Annotated in this window: 15 protein-coding genes; 7 read left to right on the forward strand and 8 right to left on the reverse strand. The window is 59.9% G+C overall.

Features of this window, described 5'->3' with window-relative positions; translation table 11 throughout:
- Window positions 1-16: 16 nt before the first annotated feature.
- Window positions 17-994, forward strand: coding sequence for an NADPH:quinone oxidoreductase family protein (locus tag KVG88_RS15885; RefSeq protein WP_046053779.1), 978 nt, complete (start codon window positions 17-19; stop codon window positions 992-994).
- A gap of 47 nt (window positions 995-1041) precedes the next feature.
- Here the strand turns inward: KVG88_RS15885 and KVG88_RS15890 are convergent, their stop codons facing one another.
- Window positions 1042-1656: an energy transducer TonB gene (locus KVG88_RS15890; RefSeq protein ID WP_150701854.1), complete on the reverse strand. Its 615-nt coding sequence runs from the start codon at window positions 1654-1656 to the stop codon at window positions 1042-1044.
- Window positions 1657-1985: 329 nt separating this feature from the next.
- On the opposite strand from KVG88_RS15890, the gene glpT reads away from it, so the two are divergent.
- Window positions 1986-3335 carry a glycerol-3-phosphate transporter gene (gene glpT, locus KVG88_RS15895; protein WP_150701855.1) on the forward strand — a complete coding sequence of 450 codons (1350 nt, stop codon included), beginning with the start codon at window positions 1986-1988 and terminating at the stop codon, window positions 3333-3335.
- Here the strand turns inward: glpT and KVG88_RS15900 are convergent.
- From KVG88_RS15900 to KVG88_RS15925, 6 genes are all read right to left on the reverse strand, one after another.
- Window positions 3311-3979: a gamma-glutamylcyclotransferase gene (locus KVG88_RS15900; protein WP_150701856.1), complete on the reverse strand. Its 669-nt coding sequence runs from the start codon at window positions 3977-3979 to the stop codon at window positions 3311-3313. The two genes, glpT and KVG88_RS15900, sit on opposite strands and share 25 nt — an antisense overlap.
- 286 nt (window positions 3980-4265) lie before the next feature.
- Window positions 4266-5234: a CDP-6-deoxy-delta-3,4-glucoseen reductase gene (locus tag KVG88_RS15905; protein ID WP_217871989.1), complete on the reverse strand. Its 969-nt coding sequence runs from the start codon at window positions 5232-5234 to the stop codon at window positions 4266-4268.
- Window positions 5234-6700: a 4-hydroxy-3-polyprenylbenzoate decarboxylase gene (ubiD, locus tag KVG88_RS15910; protein ID WP_150701858.1), complete on the reverse strand. Its 1467-nt coding sequence runs from the start codon at window positions 6698-6700 to the stop codon at window positions 5234-5236. Before ubiD ends, KVG88_RS15905 begins: the two co-directional genes overlap by 1 nt.
- 140 nt (window positions 6701-6840) lie before the next feature.
- Window positions 6841-8100, reverse strand: a complete 1260-nt coding sequence (gene rho / locus KVG88_RS15915; RefSeq protein ID WP_003206716.1) for a transcription termination factor Rho — start codon at window positions 8098-8100, stop codon at window positions 6841-6843.
- Between the two features lie 248 nt (window positions 8101-8348).
- Window positions 8349-8678: a thioredoxin TrxA gene (gene trxA / locus KVG88_RS15920; protein WP_003206727.1), complete on the reverse strand. Its 330-nt coding sequence runs from the start codon at window positions 8676-8678 to the stop codon at window positions 8349-8351.
- A gap of 121 nt (window positions 8679-8799) precedes the next feature.
- Window positions 8800-9507: a FadR/GntR family transcriptional regulator gene (locus KVG88_RS15925; RefSeq protein ID WP_150701859.1), complete on the reverse strand. Its 708-nt coding sequence runs from the start codon at window positions 9505-9507 to the stop codon at window positions 8800-8802.
- Between the two features lie 256 nt (window positions 9508-9763).
- Here KVG88_RS15925 and KVG88_RS15930 point away from each other — a divergent pair, with 256 nt between their 5' ends.
- From KVG88_RS15930 to ppx, 5 genes are all read left to right on the forward strand, one after another.
- Complete coding sequence (locus KVG88_RS15930) at window positions 9764-10549, forward strand: transporter substrate-binding domain-containing protein (RefSeq protein WP_217871990.1); 786 nt, start codon at window positions 9764-9766, stop codon at window positions 10547-10549.
- 22 nt (window positions 10550-10571) lie between these two features.
- Complete coding sequence (locus KVG88_RS15935) at window positions 10572-11240, forward strand: amino acid ABC transporter permease (protein WP_130903829.1); 669 nt, start codon at window positions 10572-10574, stop codon at window positions 11238-11240.
- Window positions 11237-11887, forward strand: coding sequence for an amino acid ABC transporter permease (locus tag KVG88_RS15940; RefSeq protein ID WP_150701863.1), 651 nt, complete (start codon window positions 11237-11239; stop codon window positions 11885-11887). Before KVG88_RS15935 ends, KVG88_RS15940 begins: the two co-directional genes overlap by 4 nt.
- A complete protein-coding gene (locus KVG88_RS15945; protein ID WP_150701864.1) occupies window positions 11874-12611 on the forward strand; it encodes an amino acid ABC transporter ATP-binding protein in 738 nt (245 codons plus the stop codon). Before KVG88_RS15940 ends, KVG88_RS15945 begins: the two co-directional genes overlap by 14 nt.
- A 208-nt stretch (window positions 12612-12819) precedes the next feature.
- Window positions 12820-14322: an exopolyphosphatase gene (ppx, locus tag KVG88_RS15950; protein ID WP_150701865.1), complete on the forward strand. Its 1503-nt coding sequence runs from the start codon at window positions 12820-12822 to the stop codon at window positions 14320-14322.
- 160 nt (window positions 14323-14482) lie between these two features.
- On the opposite strand, the gene ppk1 is transcribed toward ppx, so the two are convergent.
- A complete protein-coding gene (ppk1, locus tag KVG88_RS15955) occupies window positions 14483-16705 on the reverse strand; it encodes a polyphosphate kinase 1 (RefSeq protein WP_150701866.1) in 2223 nt (740 codons plus the stop codon).

The raw sequence follows: 16705 nt of genomic DNA on the forward strand, positions 1-16705 counted from the left end.
CAAAGGAATAGCCCTGATGAAAGCCGTGCTGTGCAAAGCCTTCGGCCCTGCCGAATCGCTGGTGCTGGAAGACGTCGCCAGTCCTGTCGCGAAGAAGAACGAAATCCTGCTGGACGTGCACGCCGCCGGGGTCAACTTCCCCGACACGCTGATCATCGAGGGCAAGTATCAGTTCAAGCCGCCCTTCCCGTTTTCTCCAGGCGGCGAAGCGGCCGGCGTGGTCAGCGAAGTGGGTGAAAAGGTCAGCCACCTGAAAGTCGGCGACCGGGTCATGGCCCTCACAGGCTGGGGCAGCTTCGCCGAACAGGTCGCGGTGCCGGGCTACAACGTGCTGCCGATTCCGCCATCGATGGACTTCAACACCGCCGCTGCCTTCAGCATGACTTACGGCACCTCGATGCACGCGCTCAAGCAACGCGGCAACCTGCAACCGGGTGAAACCCTGCTGGTCCTCGGCGCCTCCGGCGGTGTCGGCCTGGCCGCTGTAGAAATCGGCAAAGCCATGGGCGCCCGGGTAATCGCCGCTGCCAGCAGCGCCGAAAAGCTCGCCGTGGCCAAGGCCGCGGGCGCCGATGAACTGATCAACTACAGCGAAACCAGCCTCAAGGACGAAATCAAACGCCTGACCGACGGCCAAGGCGCCGACGTGATCTACGACCCGGTGGGCGGCGACCTGTTCGACCAAGCCATCCGCGCCATTGCCTGGAACGGCCGCCTGCTGGTGGTCGGCTTCGCCAGCGGTCGCATCCCCGAACTGCCGGTCAACCTCGCTCTGCTCAAAGGTGCGGCCGTCCTTGGCGTGTTCTGGGGCTCATTTGCCCAGCGCCAGCCGCAGGATAACGCCGCAAACTTCCAGCAACTGTTTGGCTGGTTTGCCGAAGGTAAGCTGAAACCGTTGGTATCCCAGGTGTACCCGCTGAGCAATGCTGCTCAAGCCATCAATGATCTCGGCCAGCGCAAGGCGGTTGGGAAAGTGGTGGTACAAGTTCGCTGAGACCCAAAGGAGTCTGGACTTCGCCAAGCGTTGTCCAGACCAATCCACTAAAGCATCTTGCGAATCTCCTCCGGCAAATACCTTACATACCGGGAAGTCGGGTTGTTCAGGCATTGCCGGACGATGATCGGTACCTTCCTGTTCAGCCTGGCTATCAGCGCCAGACGCCGCTCGGGCGATAACGTTGTTGTAGAGAACGCGTTCGACAAATAGGCCCGGGTGTAATGAAACGCAGCGGAATCAACCCACGATTGCTCTGCGGTATGAACAATGACTTCGTTGAGATCGCGACACCTCAATTCCTTGAGCCATTGGTTGGTGTGGAGCGGCAATGTCGTGTTGAACCGGAATTGCATGGGAGCGATCACTTCCTGCTCTGCCGGCCTGCCGTCTTCAACTGTCCACGGTTTGAATCGCCACTGCTCGATGGCAACCCGGGTTGCCTCGGCCAAATCGTGGTGATCGCTTTGCAGAATGCTCACCTTGCCGACCGAGCCATCGAAATTGACCGTGAACCTGACCCGGACATCACCGATGATCCCGGCCCTTTGCAGGGCGATCGGGTAAACCGGCCTGGGGTTGCTTTCGGGTATCAGAAAAAACTCCGCCGCCATTGCCTCGCCAGATAGCGCCCACATCACCAACAACACAAACCACCGCATAACCCCTCCCCTTTGCGCCTCAAAATGCCAGTGTTGGCAGCAGGACAAAGGTTAAAGAGCGAGGCTCTTGAGCTGAAGATCATGACTTCCGGTAACAGTGCAGGACTTTTCCTAAAGACCTGCGTTATTCCTGCCAGCCGGAAGCTTGAAAAGCGAAAGCAGTAACAACTCCTACAACGCCCTTCATTTATATCTGAGCGACATGTTCATAAAGGAATGCTCGAATTCCAACATTTTCACTGTTTTGCCGATGAGAACCGGTGCTATTTTCGGTAACGAAACTGTAACATTCGCATCCGCAGTCAAAACAAGAAAACTGGAGCTCCTGAATGTTTGCTTTCTTTCGTCCTGCCGCACATCAGGCTCCATTGCCTGAAGAGAAAATAGACAGCACCTACCGCCGCCTGCGCTGGCAAATCTTCGCTGGTATCTTTATTGGCTATGCCGGTTACTACCTGCTGCGCAAAAACTTCTCCCTGGCCATGCCTTACCTGATCGAAGAGGGCTATACCCGCGGTGAGCTGGGCGTGGCGCTGTCGGCGATTGCCATTGCCTACGGCTTGTCCAAGTTCCTGATGGGCATCGTTTCCGACCGCTCCAACCCGCGCTTCTTCCTGCCGTTCGGCCTGATGGTCTCGGCTGCGGTGATGTTCATTTTCGGTTTCGCGCATTGGGCAACGTCCAGCGTGACCATCATGTTCGTCCTGCTGTTCATCAATGGCTGGGCGCAGGGCATGGGATGGCCGCCAAGTGGCCGGACCATGGTGCACTGGTGGTCGCAGAAGGAACGCGGTGGCGTGGTGTCGCTGTGGAACGTGGCGCATAACGTCGGCGGCGGCTTGATCGGCCCGCTGTTCCTGATCGGCATGGGTCTGTTCAATGACTGGCACGCCGCGTTCTACGTGCCGGCAGCCGTGGCCATGGCCGTGGCGGTGTTTGCCTTCATCACCATGCGCGACACCCCGCAATCGGTGGGCCTGCCACCCATCGAGAAGTACAAGAACGATTATCCGGAAGGCTACGACGCCAGCCACGAAGAAGAATTCAGCGCCAAGGAAATCTTCGTCAAATACGTGCTGCGCAACAAAATGCTTTGGTACATCGCCTTGGCCAACGTCTTTGTCTACCTGCTGCGTTATGGCGTACTGGACTGGGCACCGACGTACCTCAAGGAAGCCAAGGGCTTCACCGTGGATAAAACGTCCTGGGCGTACTTCTTCTATGAGTGGGCAGGTATTCCGGGCACGCTGCTGTGTGGCTGGATGTCGGACAAGATTTTCCGTGGCAACCGCGGCCTGACCGGCATGGTATTCATGGCGCTGGTGACCGTGGCGACGCTGGTGTACTGGCTCAACCCAGCCGGTAACCCTACCGTCGACATGATCGCGCTGGTGTCCATTGGCTTCCTGATCTACGGCCCGGTAATGCTGATCGGCTTGCAGGCACTAGAGCTGGCGCCGAAGAAAGCCGCCGGTACGGCAGCGGGGTTCACCGGTCTGTTCGGTTATCTGGGTGGTTCGGTCGCGGCCAGTGCAGCGATGGGCTACACCGTGGACCATTTCGGCTGGGACGGCGGTTTCGTCCTGCTGATCGGCGCCTGCCTGCTGGCAATGGCTTTCCTTGCGCCAACGTTGTGGCACAAGCAAGTCGCCAGTCAGAGCCGCGAAGCCATCGCCTGATCAGCCTTTGATTTACAGCGCTTGAGCCGCGCCTCCAGATTCCGGTCTGGCATGGCGTGGCTACGCAGGGCGTGTGCGGTCTGCTCGACATAATCGCGAGTGGTGCCGTAGCGCCCGCAAGCGTTTTCAAATACATGGCTCAGCACATGATCCGGCAAATTGCCGGCGTAGCTGGGCAAATGTCGCTCCAGAACAAAGCCTAATGCCTGAACCTGGCTGCCATCTTCGAGACGGCAGTTGAGCCAGTGTGGGCGATAAGAAGGGAACGGCATCTCGCGCTGCCAAAGTGCATACAGCGACGCTTCAAGTTGCTCTTCCGGCAGACGATAGGCAAACCCGCTGCAAGATCCACCGCGATCCAGCCCAAATACCAGGCCGGGCATTTCCGGTGTGCCGCGATGTTCGTGGGACCACAGGTACAAACCGCGATGGTACCCATGCACTCGCCCGCGAACCCGTTCAACCGCCGTGCACTCGGGACGCCAGATCAGTGAACCGTAAGCGAACAACCACACCGGCCCACCCTTGTGGCGCGCCATGGTCGATTGCATCGAGCTCAGTAATTGTTCGTGCGTGAGCTGCGGCCCCAGATCGAGCCGCGGAGGGTAAGCCAGATTCAAAATGGACGATTCAATGGCGCTCATGGCGATTAGCGTTCAGCTCCCCGCGGGTGAAGTATTACTTAATAGAACGCACCGTTGTAACAATAAGGCACATAAGTTTTAAGGCAATTTAAGTGCCATGGCACAGTTGTTAATTAATTGCCTGAATGACATATAACCTACCGACATTTATACGATTTTATAAATACCGATAGGCTATATAGAGAGGTATAAGGCTACAACCCGTAGGAGCTGCCGCAGACTGTGATCTTTTGAATTTCAAGCATTTAAAAGATCGCACCCTGCGGCAGCTCCTACGAGGGCTGAATCAAGAGCGCGGCGCGTACGCAAACACGTCGGCGCGCATTTGATGGGCGTCCATCCCCGCCTCGACCAGCGCATCCAGCGTGCCGTAGACCATGGCCGGCGAGCCACTGGCGTACACGTGCAGCGCCTTGAGATCGGGGAAATCTTCGCAGACCGCTTCATGCAACATGCCGCAACGCCCCTGCCAGCCGCATTGATCACTGACGACTTTGTGCAGGAAAAGATTGGGTAACTTCAACCATTCGTCCCAATGTTCGACTTCATAGAAGTCTTCCGGACGTCGCACGCCCCAATACAAATGCACGGGGTGCTTGAAGCCTTCGGCGCGACAGTGCTCGATCAAGCCGTGGACCTGGCCCATGCCGGTGCCCGCGGCAATCAGCACCAATGGACCGTCCGGCAACTCGGCCAGGTGCGCATCACCGAATGGCAGGTCGATGCGCACCATCGTGTTGCGTTGCAGTTGCTCGATCAGGTTTATCGCACTGGCTTCGCGCGCCAGCACGTGGATTTCCAGATCACGTCCACCCGAAGGTGCCGATGCCAGGGAAAAGGACGACTTCTCGCCATTGTCCCGATGGATCATCAAGTACTGGCCCGCGTGATAACGCGGAGGCTTGCCCGCTGGCGCCCGCAGGCGCACCCGCCAGGTATCACCACCGACCTCGGTGCAACTGGTGACCTGACACGACAGACTGCGCACCGGCAATTCTCCCAGCGCGAGCACGCCATCCCACAGCACGATGCAGTCTTCCAGCGGCTCTGCTATGCAAGTGTAGAACTCGCCATGGTCGCGCACACCGCCGGCCTGCTCGACCCGACCTTCTACCAACAGCGCAGCGCACACATGGCAGTTGCCGTTGCGGCAGCTTTGCGGGCAGTCATAGCCCAGGCGGCGTGCGCCATCGAGAATCCGCTCGCCGGGCAGAATCTCAAGCACTGCTCCGGAGGGCTGCAAGGTTACACGCATCAATCTATTCCTAACTGATTCCAGATGGCATCGATCCGCTGGGTCACGGCATCGTCCTTGACGATCACCCGGCCCCACTCACGCGTGGTTTCGCCCGGCCACTTATGCGTGGCATCGAGCCCCATCTTCGACCCCAGGCCGGAGACCGGCGAGGCGAAGTCGAGGTAGTCGATCGGCGTGTTCTCGATCATTACCGTGTCGCGCTTGGGGTCCATGCGCGTGGTGATGGCCCAGATCACGTCGTTCCAGTCCCGGGCGTTGATATCGTCGTCAGTGACGATAACGAACTTGGTGTACATGAACTGTCGCAAAAACGACCAGACACCGAGCATTACCCGCTTGGCATGCCCCGGATACGACTTCTTCATGGTCACGACGGCCATGCGATAAGAGCAGCCTTCGGGCGGCAGGTAGAAGTCGGTAATCTCCGGGAACTGCTTCTGCAGGATCGGTACGAACACTTCGTTCAGCGCCACGCCGAGAATCGCCGGCTCATCCGGCGGGCGGCCGGTGTAGGTGCTGTGGTAGATCGGTTTGATCCGATGGGTAATGCGCTCGACGGTGAACACCGGAAAACTGTCGACTTCGTTGTAGTAACCGGTGTGGTCGCCGTACGGGCCTTCGTCAGCCATTTCGCCCGGATGAATCACGCCTTCAAGGATGATCTCGGCGGTGGCCGGCACTTGCAGGTCGTTGCCACGGCACTTCACCAATTCGGTGCGGTTGCCGCGCAGCAGGCCGGCGAAGGCGTATTCGGAGAGACTGTCGGGCACTGGCGTCACGGCACCGAGAATGGTCGCGGGGTCTGCGCCCAGCGCCACGGCTACCGGGAACGGCTGGCCCGGATGCTTCTCGCACCATTCGCGGTAATCCAGCGCGCCGCCACGGTGGCTCAGCCAGCGCATGATGACCTTGTTGCGGCCGATCACTTGCTGACGGTAGATACCGAGGTTCTGCCGGTCCTTGTTCGGGCCTTTGGTGACGGTCAGACCCCAGGTGATCAGAGGCGCAACGTCGCCCGGCCAGCAGGTCTGAACCGGCAGCGTCGAGAGATCGACGTCTTCGCCTTCGACCACCACTTCCTGGCAGATCGCATCTTTGACGACTTTGGGCGCCATCGAGATGATCTTGCGGAAGATCGGCAGCTTGGACCAGGCGTCCTTCAATCCTTTCGGCGGCTCGGGCTCCTTGAGGAACGCCAGCAGCTTGCCGATTTCGCGCAATTCGCTGACGGCTTCAGCGCCCATGCCCAGCGCCACGCGCTCGGGGGTGCCGAACAGGTTGCCGAGCACGGGAATGTCGTAGCCAGTAGGCTTTTCGAATAGCAGGGCCGGGCCCTTGGCGCGCAAGGTGCGGTCGCAGACCTCGGTCATTTCGAGCACTGGGGACACCGGAACCTGGATGCGCTTGAGTTCGCCGCGCTGTTCCAGACCGCTGATAAAGTCGCGCAAGTCGCGATACTGCATGCGTGAGCCTCGTGTTGGCCGTGGCGTTCGGGGCAGGCAGTTTAGCGCCGAACCTTGCGGTTCAGAACCACGAACTGCCGCTTGATCAAAAATCGGATAGCAAAAAGCCGGGTTTCCCCGGCTTTTTATGCCTGTTCGACTTACTTGCGTTTCATCGACAGGAAGAACTCATCGTTGGTCTTGGTCGTTTTCAGCTTGTCGACCAGGAACTCGATGGCAGCGACTTCGTCCATCGGGTGCAGCAGCTTGCGCAGGATCCACATGCGCTGCAACTCGTCGTCGGCGGTCAGCAACTCTTCGCGGCGAGTACCGGAACGGTTGATGTTGATGGCCGGGAAGACGCGTTTTTCAGCGATACGGCGATCCAGAGGCAGTTCCATGTTGCCGGTGCCTTTGAATTCCTCGTAGATCACTTCGTCCATCTTCGAGCCGGTTTCAACCAGCGCGGTGGCGATGATGGTCAGCGAGCCGCCTTCTTCGATGTTCCGCGCGGCGCCGAAGAAACGTTTTGGTTTCTCCAGGGCGTGGGCATCGACACCACCGGTCAGTACCTTGCCGGAGCTCGGGATCACGGTGTTGTAGGCACGGGCCAGACGGGTGATGGAGTCAAGCAGGATCACCACGTCTTTCTTGTGCTCGACCAGGCGCTTGGCCTTCTCGATCACCATTTCGGCAACCTGCACGTGGCGGGTTGGCGGTTCGTCGAACGTCGAGGCAACCACTTCGCCGCGCACGGTGCGCTGCATTTCGGTTACTTCTTCCGGACGTTCGTCGATCAGCAGCACGATCAGATGAACTTCAGGATTGTTACGTGCGATGTTCGCGGCGATGTTCTGCAGCATGATCGTTTTACCGGCTTTCGGCGGTGCAACGATCAGACCACGCTGGCCTTTACCGATCGGGGCGCACAGGTCGATGACTCGACCGGTCAAGTCTTCGGTGGAACCGTTACCGGCTTCCATCTTCATGCGCACAGTCGGGAACAGCGGGGTCAGGTTCTCGAAGAGAATCTTGTTTTTCGCGTTTTCCGGACGGTCGAAGTTGATCGTGTCGACCTTGAGCAGCGCGAAATAACGCTCGCCTTCCTTCGGAGGGCGGATTTTGCCAACGATGGTGTCACCGGTGCGCAAGTTGAAGCGACGGATCTGGCTCGGCGAGACGTAGATATCGTCTGGGCCGGCGAGATAGGAGGCGTCTGCAGAGCGGAGGAAGCCGAAGCCGTCCTGGAGAATCTCCAGCACGCCATCACCGGAGATTTCCTCGCCGCTTTTCGCGTGCTTTTTCAGCAGGGAGAAAATCACGTCCTGCTTGCGCGAACGGGCCATATTTTCTATGCCCATCTGTTCGGCCAATTCGAGCAGTTCGGTAATCGGCTTTTGCTTGAGTTCAGTCAGATTCATATAGGAATGACGTAATCATTTATGGAGGGGGGAAATTAAGCTTTTGGCTTAATGAGGCCGCGCCGCGGAGAAGGCGACAGGATCGCGTACTTATTCGAAAAGGAGAGCGTCGGCGACGGCTAGCAGGGGGCACTGGAGAAACCAGCGCGGGGCCGAATGTAACACCTGAGTTTCGGAGCGTCTAGCCCTCAGTAACGAAAAAGGCCCCGCTATTTGCGGGGCCTTTTTTTGACACGCTACAACGACGCTTAGATGTTGGCGTCGAGGAAAGCCGCCAGTTGCGACTTCGACAGTGCGCCGACCTTGGTCGCTTCAACGTTGCCGTTCTTGAACAGCATCAGGGTCGGGATACCGCGCACGCCATGCTTGGCCGGGGTTTCCTGGTTTTCGTCGATGTTCAGTTTGGCAACGGTCAGCTTGCCTTTGTAGGTCTCGGCAATCTCGTCCAGAACAGGAGCGATCATTTTGCAAGGGCCGCACCACTCAGCCCAGTAGTCGACCAGTACAGCGCCTTCAGCCTTGAGTACGTCGGCCTCGAAGCTAGCGTCGCTAACGTGTTTGATAAGATCGCTGCTCATGGAATTCTCCAGGGTTGTAAGCAAAAAAACGTGGCCCATCATAGCTGCCCTTCCCTCGTTCAGGAAGGTGCAGATGATTGAGTCTCGCTATGGTGGTCCATGAGTTTGGGTATAGCTCAGGTCACGCTGTGGCGGGAGCGACGAAGGCGATTCCCGTGCGCAACGCGGCATTGCGCACATGTTCATGCATGGCTTTCTGCGCCGCCCCGGATGCACGGCGCGCCAGTGCACGAAGGATTTTGCGGTGCTCCTGCCAGGTTTCCATGGCCCGCTCGGCCCGGATGAACGGTAGCTTCTGGCTCTCCAGGAAGATGTCGGCGCTGGCGGTCAGAATACTCAGCATCGCCTGATTACCGCTGGCCAGCAGGATGCGGCGATGGAATTCGAAGTCCAGACGCGCCGCGGCTTCGAAGTCGCTGGCCTTCAGCTCGTTGCGCATGGCGGCGACATTGTCTTCCAGCGCATCGAGCTCATCGGTGCTCAACGTCACCGCCGCCAACCCGGCGGCGAACCCCTCCAGCGCATAGCGCAACTGGAAAATGTCCAGCGGCGAAGCCTGCGCCGCGAAGGGCCAACCCGGCGCTGCGTCGCCTCGCGGCAGCTCCACCGGCGATTGCACGAATACCCCCTTGCCCGGCTGGATGCTGATGACACCCAGCGCACTCAGCGACGACAAGGCCTCGCGCAACGACGCCCGGCTGACGCCCAATTGCACCGCCAGGTCCCGTTGCGAGGGTAAGGCGTCCCCAGCCCCGAAGCCTTGTTCGGTGATCAATTTGCGGATGGCTTGCAGCGCCACTTCAGGTACGGCGCGGGAGATCGAGTTCATGGTTTTCCAGACGAACCAGGCCAATGTTCGCTCAGTTGTAAAGCTATTCGCGACGCCCGGCAAGTCGTGCCCCATGGGGGTTCGGTGATCGACACGGTTGCGCCATCGGGGTGCGAAACGCACGCTGACTGTTCAGACCAGTAAGACCGTCCGACACCAGTAAAACCGTACTCTGGCGCCGCGAAAGCCCTGTGTTGGCATGGCCCGTGCTCTGTCGATCGGCAGAAATCACTTCTTGCCGATCCGGAGATTTGCCATGACCCAGCGTTACAGCGCCCTCCTCGCCGCCTTGTTCGCCAGCCTGATGCTGAGCCAGGCACCCGCCCACGCCGACGGTCTGGAGGATGTGGTCAAGCGCGGCGTCCTCAAGGTGGCCGTGCCCCAGGACTTCCCGCCGTTCGGCTCGGTCGGCCCGGACATGAAGCCTCGCGGCCTGGACATCGACACCGCCAAACTGCTGGCCGACCAGCTCAAGGTCAAACTCGAACTGACCCCGGTCAACAGCACCAACCGCATCCCGTTTCTCACCACCGGCAAGGTCGACCTGGTGATTTCCAGCCTCGGCAAGAACCCGGAGCGCGAAAAAGTCATCGACTTCTCCCGCGCCTACGCACCGTTCTATCTCGCTGTATTCGGTCGGCCAGACGCCGACATCAAGGGCCTGGACGACCTCAAGGGCAAGACCATCAGCGTCACCCGTGGCGCCATCGAAGACATCGAGCTGACCAAGGTTGCCCCCGAAGGTGTGACCATCAAGCGCTTTGAAGACAACAACTCGACCATCGCCGCGTACCTGGCCGGGCAGGTCGACCTGATCGCCAGCGGCAACGTGGTGATGGTCGCCATCAGCGAGAAGAACCCGAAACGCGTACCGGCGCTGAAAGTGAAGCTCAAGGATTCACCGGTCTACGTCGGCGTGAACAAGAACGAGCCGGCGCTGCTGGACAAGGTCAATCAGATCCTCGTGACCGCCAAGAGCGACGGCGCGCTGGAGAAGAACGCCCTGACCTGGCTGAAAGAGCCGCTGCCGGCCGACCTCTGACCCGGCGCGCAGGAGACACGCTATGGCTTATCAGTTCGATTTCTTGCCGGTGGTACACAACACCGATCTGTTGCTGCGCGGTGCGTTGTTCACCCTTGAGCTGACGGCCATCGGCGCGGTGCTCGGCGTGGGGCTGGGCATTGTCGGGGCGTTGGTGCGGGCGTGGAATATCCGCCCGTTCGCCGGGATTTTCGCGGTCTACGTCGAGTTGATCCGCAACACGCCATTCCTGGTGCAGTTGTTTTTCATCTTCTTCGGCTTGCCGTCCCTCGGGGTGCAGATTTCCGAGTGGCAAGCCGCCGTGCTGGCAATGGTGATCAATCTCGGGGCGTATTCGACCGAGATTATCCGCGCCGGTATCCAGGCGATCCCTCGGGGTCAACTGGAAGCCGCCGCGGCATTGGCGATGACGCGCTTCGAGGCGTTTCGCCACGTGGTGCTGCTGCCGGCGCTGGGCAAGGTCTGGCCAGCCCTGAGCAGCCAGATCATCATCGTCATGCTCGGCTCGGCAGTCTGCTCGCAGATCGCCACCGAAGAGCTGAGCTTCGCCGCTAACTTCATTCAATCGCGCAACTTCCGCGCCTTTGAAACCTATGCCCTGACCACGCTGCTGTACTTGTGCATGGCCCTGCTGATCCGCCAACTGTTGAACTGGATCGGAACGCGCTACATCTCCAGGAGCAGCCGATGAGCGATTTCACATTCTGGGACATCGTGCGCAACCTGCTCACCGGCCTGCAATGGACGCTGGCGCTGTCGCTGGTGGCATTCATTGGTGGTGGGCTGATCGGCTTGCTGATCATGGTCATGCGCATTTCGAAAAAATCATTGCCGCGCAGTTTTGCCCGCACCTACATCGAACTGTTCCAAGGCACACCGCTGTTGATGCAGCTGTTCCTGGTGTTCTTCGGCGTGGCGCTGGCGGGTATCGAGATTTCGCCCTGGATGGCTGCGGCGATTGCCCTGACGTTGTTCACCAGCGCTTATCTGGCGGAGATCTGGCGCGGTTGCGTCGACTCGATCCCCAACGGCCAATGGGAAGCCTCGTCGAGCCTGGCGCTGAACCCGCTGGAGCAGCTGCGCTACGTGATCCTGCCGCAAGCCCTGCGCATCGCCGTGGCGCCGACCGTGGGCTTTTCGGTGCAAGTGGTCAAAGGCACAGCCGTGACCTCGATCATTGGCTTTACCGAACTGACCAAGACCGGCGGCATGCTCGCCAACGCCACCTTCGAACCGTTCATGGTCTACGGCCTCGTCGCCCTCGGCTATTTCCTGCTTTGCTACCCCTTGTCGCTCAGTGCGCGCTACCTGGAAAGGAGACTGCATGCCTCTGCTTAGAATTTCCGCCCTGCATAAATACTACGGCGATCACCATGTGCTCAAAGGCATCGACCTGAGCGTCGAGGAAGGCCAGGTGGTGGCGATCATCGGCCGCAGTGGCTCGGGCAAATCCACTTTGTTGCGCACGCTCAATGGCCTGGAGTCGATCAACGACGGCGTGATCGAAGTCGATGGCGAATACCTCGACGCCGCCCGCGCCGATCTGCGCAGCCTGCGGCAGAAAGTCGGCATGGTGTTCCAGCAGTTCAACCTGTTCCCGCACCTGACCGTGGGCGAAAACGTGATGCTTGCACCACAGGTGGTGCAGAAAGTCCCGAAAGCCAAAGCCGCCGAGCTGGCGCGGGAGATGCTCGAGCGGGTCGGTTTGGGGGAAAAGTTCGACGCTTTCCCGGATCGGCTGTCCGGTGGGCAGCAACAGCGCGTGGCCATTGCCCGGGCGCTGGCGATGTCGCCCAAAGTGTTGCTGTGCGACGAAATCACCTCGGCGCTGGACCCGGAGCTGGTCAACGAGGTGCTGAGCGTGGTCCGGCAACTGGCCAAAGAAGGCATGACGCTGATCATGGTCACCCACGAAATGCGTTTTGCCCGAGAGGTTGGGGATAAGTTGGTGTTCATGCACCAGGGCAAGGTGCATGAGGTGGGCGACCCGAAAGTGCTGTTTGCCAATCCGCAGACGGCGGAGCTGGCGAACTTCATTGGCACTGTTGAAGCGGTGGCCTGAAAGAACCTCAGTGCCTTTAATGCCCTCATCGCTAGCAGGCTAGCTCCCACAGGGGTACGCATTCCAATGTGGGAGCTAGCCTGCTAGCGATTGACCGCGCAGCGGTTACCGACTTTCCTGCACAGGATCAAGGCTTTGAACACTGCGCGTTGGCGGCAGCCTTTGATCGTGGCACGATGTCGAGGTTATCGACCGAGACCCCCTGACCATGCCGCAATCTCAAGCCAAGAATCTGTCCCTGATCGCCGCAATCGACTTGGGCTCCAACAGCTTTCACATGGTCGTGGCCAAGGCCCAGAACGGCGAAATCCGTATTCTCGAGCGTCTCGGGGAAAAGGTTCAGCTGGCGGCCGGCATCGACGATGAGCGCAAGCTCAGCGAAGAATCCATGCAGCGCGGGCTCGATTGCCTCAAGCGTTTTGCGCAACTGATCAACGGTATGCCGCTCGGCGCCGTACGGATCGTTGGCACCAACGCCCTGCGTGAAGCCCGCAACCGCGCCGAATTCATTCACCGCGCCGAAAAAATCCTCGGCCATCCGGTGGAAGTCATCTCCGGCCGTGAAGAAGCGCGCCTGATCTACCTCGGCGTGTCCCACACCCTCGCCGACACCCCGGGCAAGCGCCTGGTCGCGGACATCGGCGGCGGCAGTACCGAATTCATCATTGGCCAGCGTTTCGAACCGCTGCTGCGCGAAAGCCTGCAAATGGGTTGCGTCAGCTACACCCAGCGCTATTTCAAGGACGGCAAGATCACCCCGGCCCGTTACGCCCAGGCGTACACCGCGGCGCGGCTGGAGATCATGAGCATCGAACACGCCCTGCATCGCTTGACCTGGGATGAAGCCATTGGCTCCTCGGGCACCATCCGCGCCATCGGCCTGGCGCTGAAGGCCGGCGGTCACGGCAGCGGCGAGGTTAACGCTGAAGGACTGGCCTGGCTCAAGCGCAAGCTGATCAAACTCGGCGACGTCGAAAAAATCGACTTCGAGGGCATCAAACCTGACCGTCGGGCGATTTTCCCGGCCGGTCTGGCAATCCTCGAAGCCATCTTCGACGCCCTCGAACTGCAACGCATGGATCACTGCGAAGGCGCTCTGCGTGAAGGCGTGCTGTATGACCTGCTGGGCCGTCATCACCACGAAGACGTGCGCGAACGCACCCTGACGTCGCTGATGGAGCGTTATCACGTCGACCTTGAGCAGGCGGTGCGGGTCGAGCGCAAAGCCCTGCATGCCTTCGATCAGGTGGCCAAGGACTGGGATCTGGAAGACGGCGTCTGGCGCGAATTGCTTGGCTGGGCAGCCAAGGTCCATGAAGTGGGCCTGGACATCGCTCACTATCAGTACCACAAGCACGGCGCCTACCTGATCGAGCACTCGGACCTCGCCGGCTTCTCCCGCGAAGACCAATTGATGCTCGCGCTGCTGGTGCGTGGCCACCGCCGCAACATCCCCAAGGACAAGTTCGCCGACTTCGACGATGACGGCACCAAGCTGATTCGCCTGTGCGTGCTGCTGCGCTTTGCGATCCTGTTCCACCACATCCGCGGCACCCAGCAAATGCCTCAGGTAGAACTCAACGCCAACGGCAATCACCTGGAAGTGGTGTTCCCGGAAAACTGGCTGGATGAGAACCAACTGACCCAGGCCGACTTCGAAATTGAAGCGCAATGGCTGACGCGGGTGGATGTCGTCCTCAGCGTTCGCTGAACCATACCGTAGGAGCTGCCGAAGGCTGCGATCTTTTGATCCTGGCATCCTTCAGAGGATCAAAAGATCGCAGCCTTGGGCAGCTCCTACATAGGACGGGACAGTACATACAAAAAGGGCGATCCGCATGGATCGCCCTTTTTTTGCCCGCCGATTTACGTTATCGCACAGCCAGGATCGGGCTACCCAACCGCTCTAGCAACGTAGCCTGGGCGCTGCGTGGGTTCTGGTTGCCGGTTGGCGTGTTGCGGATGTAACGGCCGTCCGACTGCAGGCTCCAGCTGTGGGTGTTGTCGGTGAGATACAACTCCAGCTCTTTCTTGACCCGCATGATCAGCTTCTTGCCTTCCACCGGGAAGCAAGTCTCGACGCGCTTGTCGAGGTTGCGCTCCATCCAGTCGGCACTGGACAGGAACATCTGCTCGTCGCCGCCGTTGAGGAAGTAGAAAACCCGGGTGTGCTCCAGGAAACGCCCGATGATCGAACGCACGTGGATGTTGTGCGAGACCCCGGCGATGCCCGGTCGCAGGCAGCACATGCCACGCACGACGAGGTCGATGCGCACGCCCGACTGGCTGGCCTTGTACAGCGCGCGGATGATCTTCGGATCGGTCAGCGAGTTGAACTTGGCAATGATGTGCGCCGGTTTGCCGTCGAGGGCAAACTGGGTTTCGCGGGCAATCATGTCGAGCATGCCCTTTTTCAGGGTGAACGGCGCGTGCAGCAACTTCTTCATGCGCAGCGTCTTGCCCATGCCGATCAACTGGCTGAACAGTTTGCCGACGTCTTCACACAAGGCGTCGTCAGAGGTCAGCAGGCTGTAGTCGGTATACAGGCGGGCGTTGCCGGCGTGGTAGTTGCCGGTGCCGAGGTGCGCGTAACGCACGATTTCGCCGGCCTCGCGACGCAAAATCAGCATCATCTTGGCGTGGGTCTTGAAGCCGACCACACCGTAGATCACCACCGCACCGGCCGCTTGCAGACGGCTGGCCAGTTGCAGGTTGGATTCCTCGTCGAAGCGCGCGCGCAATTCGATCACCGCGGTGACCTCCTTGCCGTTACGCGCCGCGTCCACCAGCGCATCGACGATTTCCGAGTTGGCGCCGGACCGGTACAGCGTCTGGCGCACCGCCAACACGTGCGGGTCCTTGGCAGCCTGGCGCAGCAGGTCGACCACCGGAGTGAACGACTCGAACGGGTGCAGCAGCAGAATGTCCTGCTTGCTGATCACGCTGAAGATGTTCTCGCTGTTTTGCAGCAGTTTCGGAATCTGCGGGGTGAACGGCAGGTATTGCAGCTCACGCTGGCTGTCCAGACCGGTGATGCTGAACAACCGCGTCAGGTTCACCGGACCGTTGACCTGATACAGCTCGGTCTCGCTCAGGTTGAACTGCTTGAGCAGGTAGTCGGACAGATGCTTCGGACAGGTGTCGGCCACTTCAAGCCGCACCGCATCACCGTAGCGACGCGAGAACAGCTCGCCGCGCAGGGCACGGGCCAAGTCTTCGACGTCTTCGGAGTCCAGCGCCAGGTCGGCGTTACGGGTCAGGCGGAACTGATAGCAACCCTTCACTTTCATGCCCTGGAACAGGTCATCGGCGTGGGCGTGGATCATCGACGACAGGAACACGTAATTGTCGCCGGCGCCGCCGACTTCTTCCGGCACCTTGATGATCCGCGGCAGCAAACGCGGCGCCGGGATGATCGCCAGACCGGAGTCACGACCGAAGGCGTCGATGCCTTCGAGCTCGACGATGAAGTTCAGACTCTTGTTCACCAGCAACGGGAACGGGTGCGTCGGGTCGAGACCGATCGGGGTGATGATCGGCGCGATCTCGTCGCGGAAATAACGACGCACCCAGGTCTTGAGCTTGGTCGTCCAGTTGCGGCGACGGATGAAGCGGACCTGATGTTTTTCCAGCTCCGGCAACAGAATGTCGTTAAGGATCGCGTACTGGCGGTCAACGTGACCGTGCACCAGTTCGCTGATGCGCGCCAGCGCCTGATGCGGTTGCAGGCCATCGGCGCCCGCCTGTTCACGGGCGAAGGTGATCTGCTTCTTCAGGCCGGCAACGCGAATCTCGAAGAACTCGTCCAGGTTACTGGAGAAGATCAGCAGAAACTTCAGCCGCTCCAGCAACGGGTAGGACTCATCCAGCGCCTGTTCCAGCACGCGGATGTTGAACTGCAGTTGCGACAGCTCGCGGTGGATGTACAGGCTGCTGTCATCCAGGCCGGGAATGGCAATCGCCGGCGCCGCCGCAGCGGCTTCGGCTACCACCGCGGGTGGAGCAGGCTCCATCTCCGGCGGGGTTTCGGCGATTTGCTCGACCACGGGCTGAGCGTCTTGTACGGCAACTTCAGTGAGTCCTTCGGTATTCAT

This window comes from Pseudomonas azerbaijanoccidentalis, assembly GCF_019145495.1.
Lineage (GTDB): Bacteria > Pseudomonadota > Gammaproteobacteria > Pseudomonadales > Pseudomonadaceae > Aquipseudomonas > Aquipseudomonas azerbaijanoccidentalis.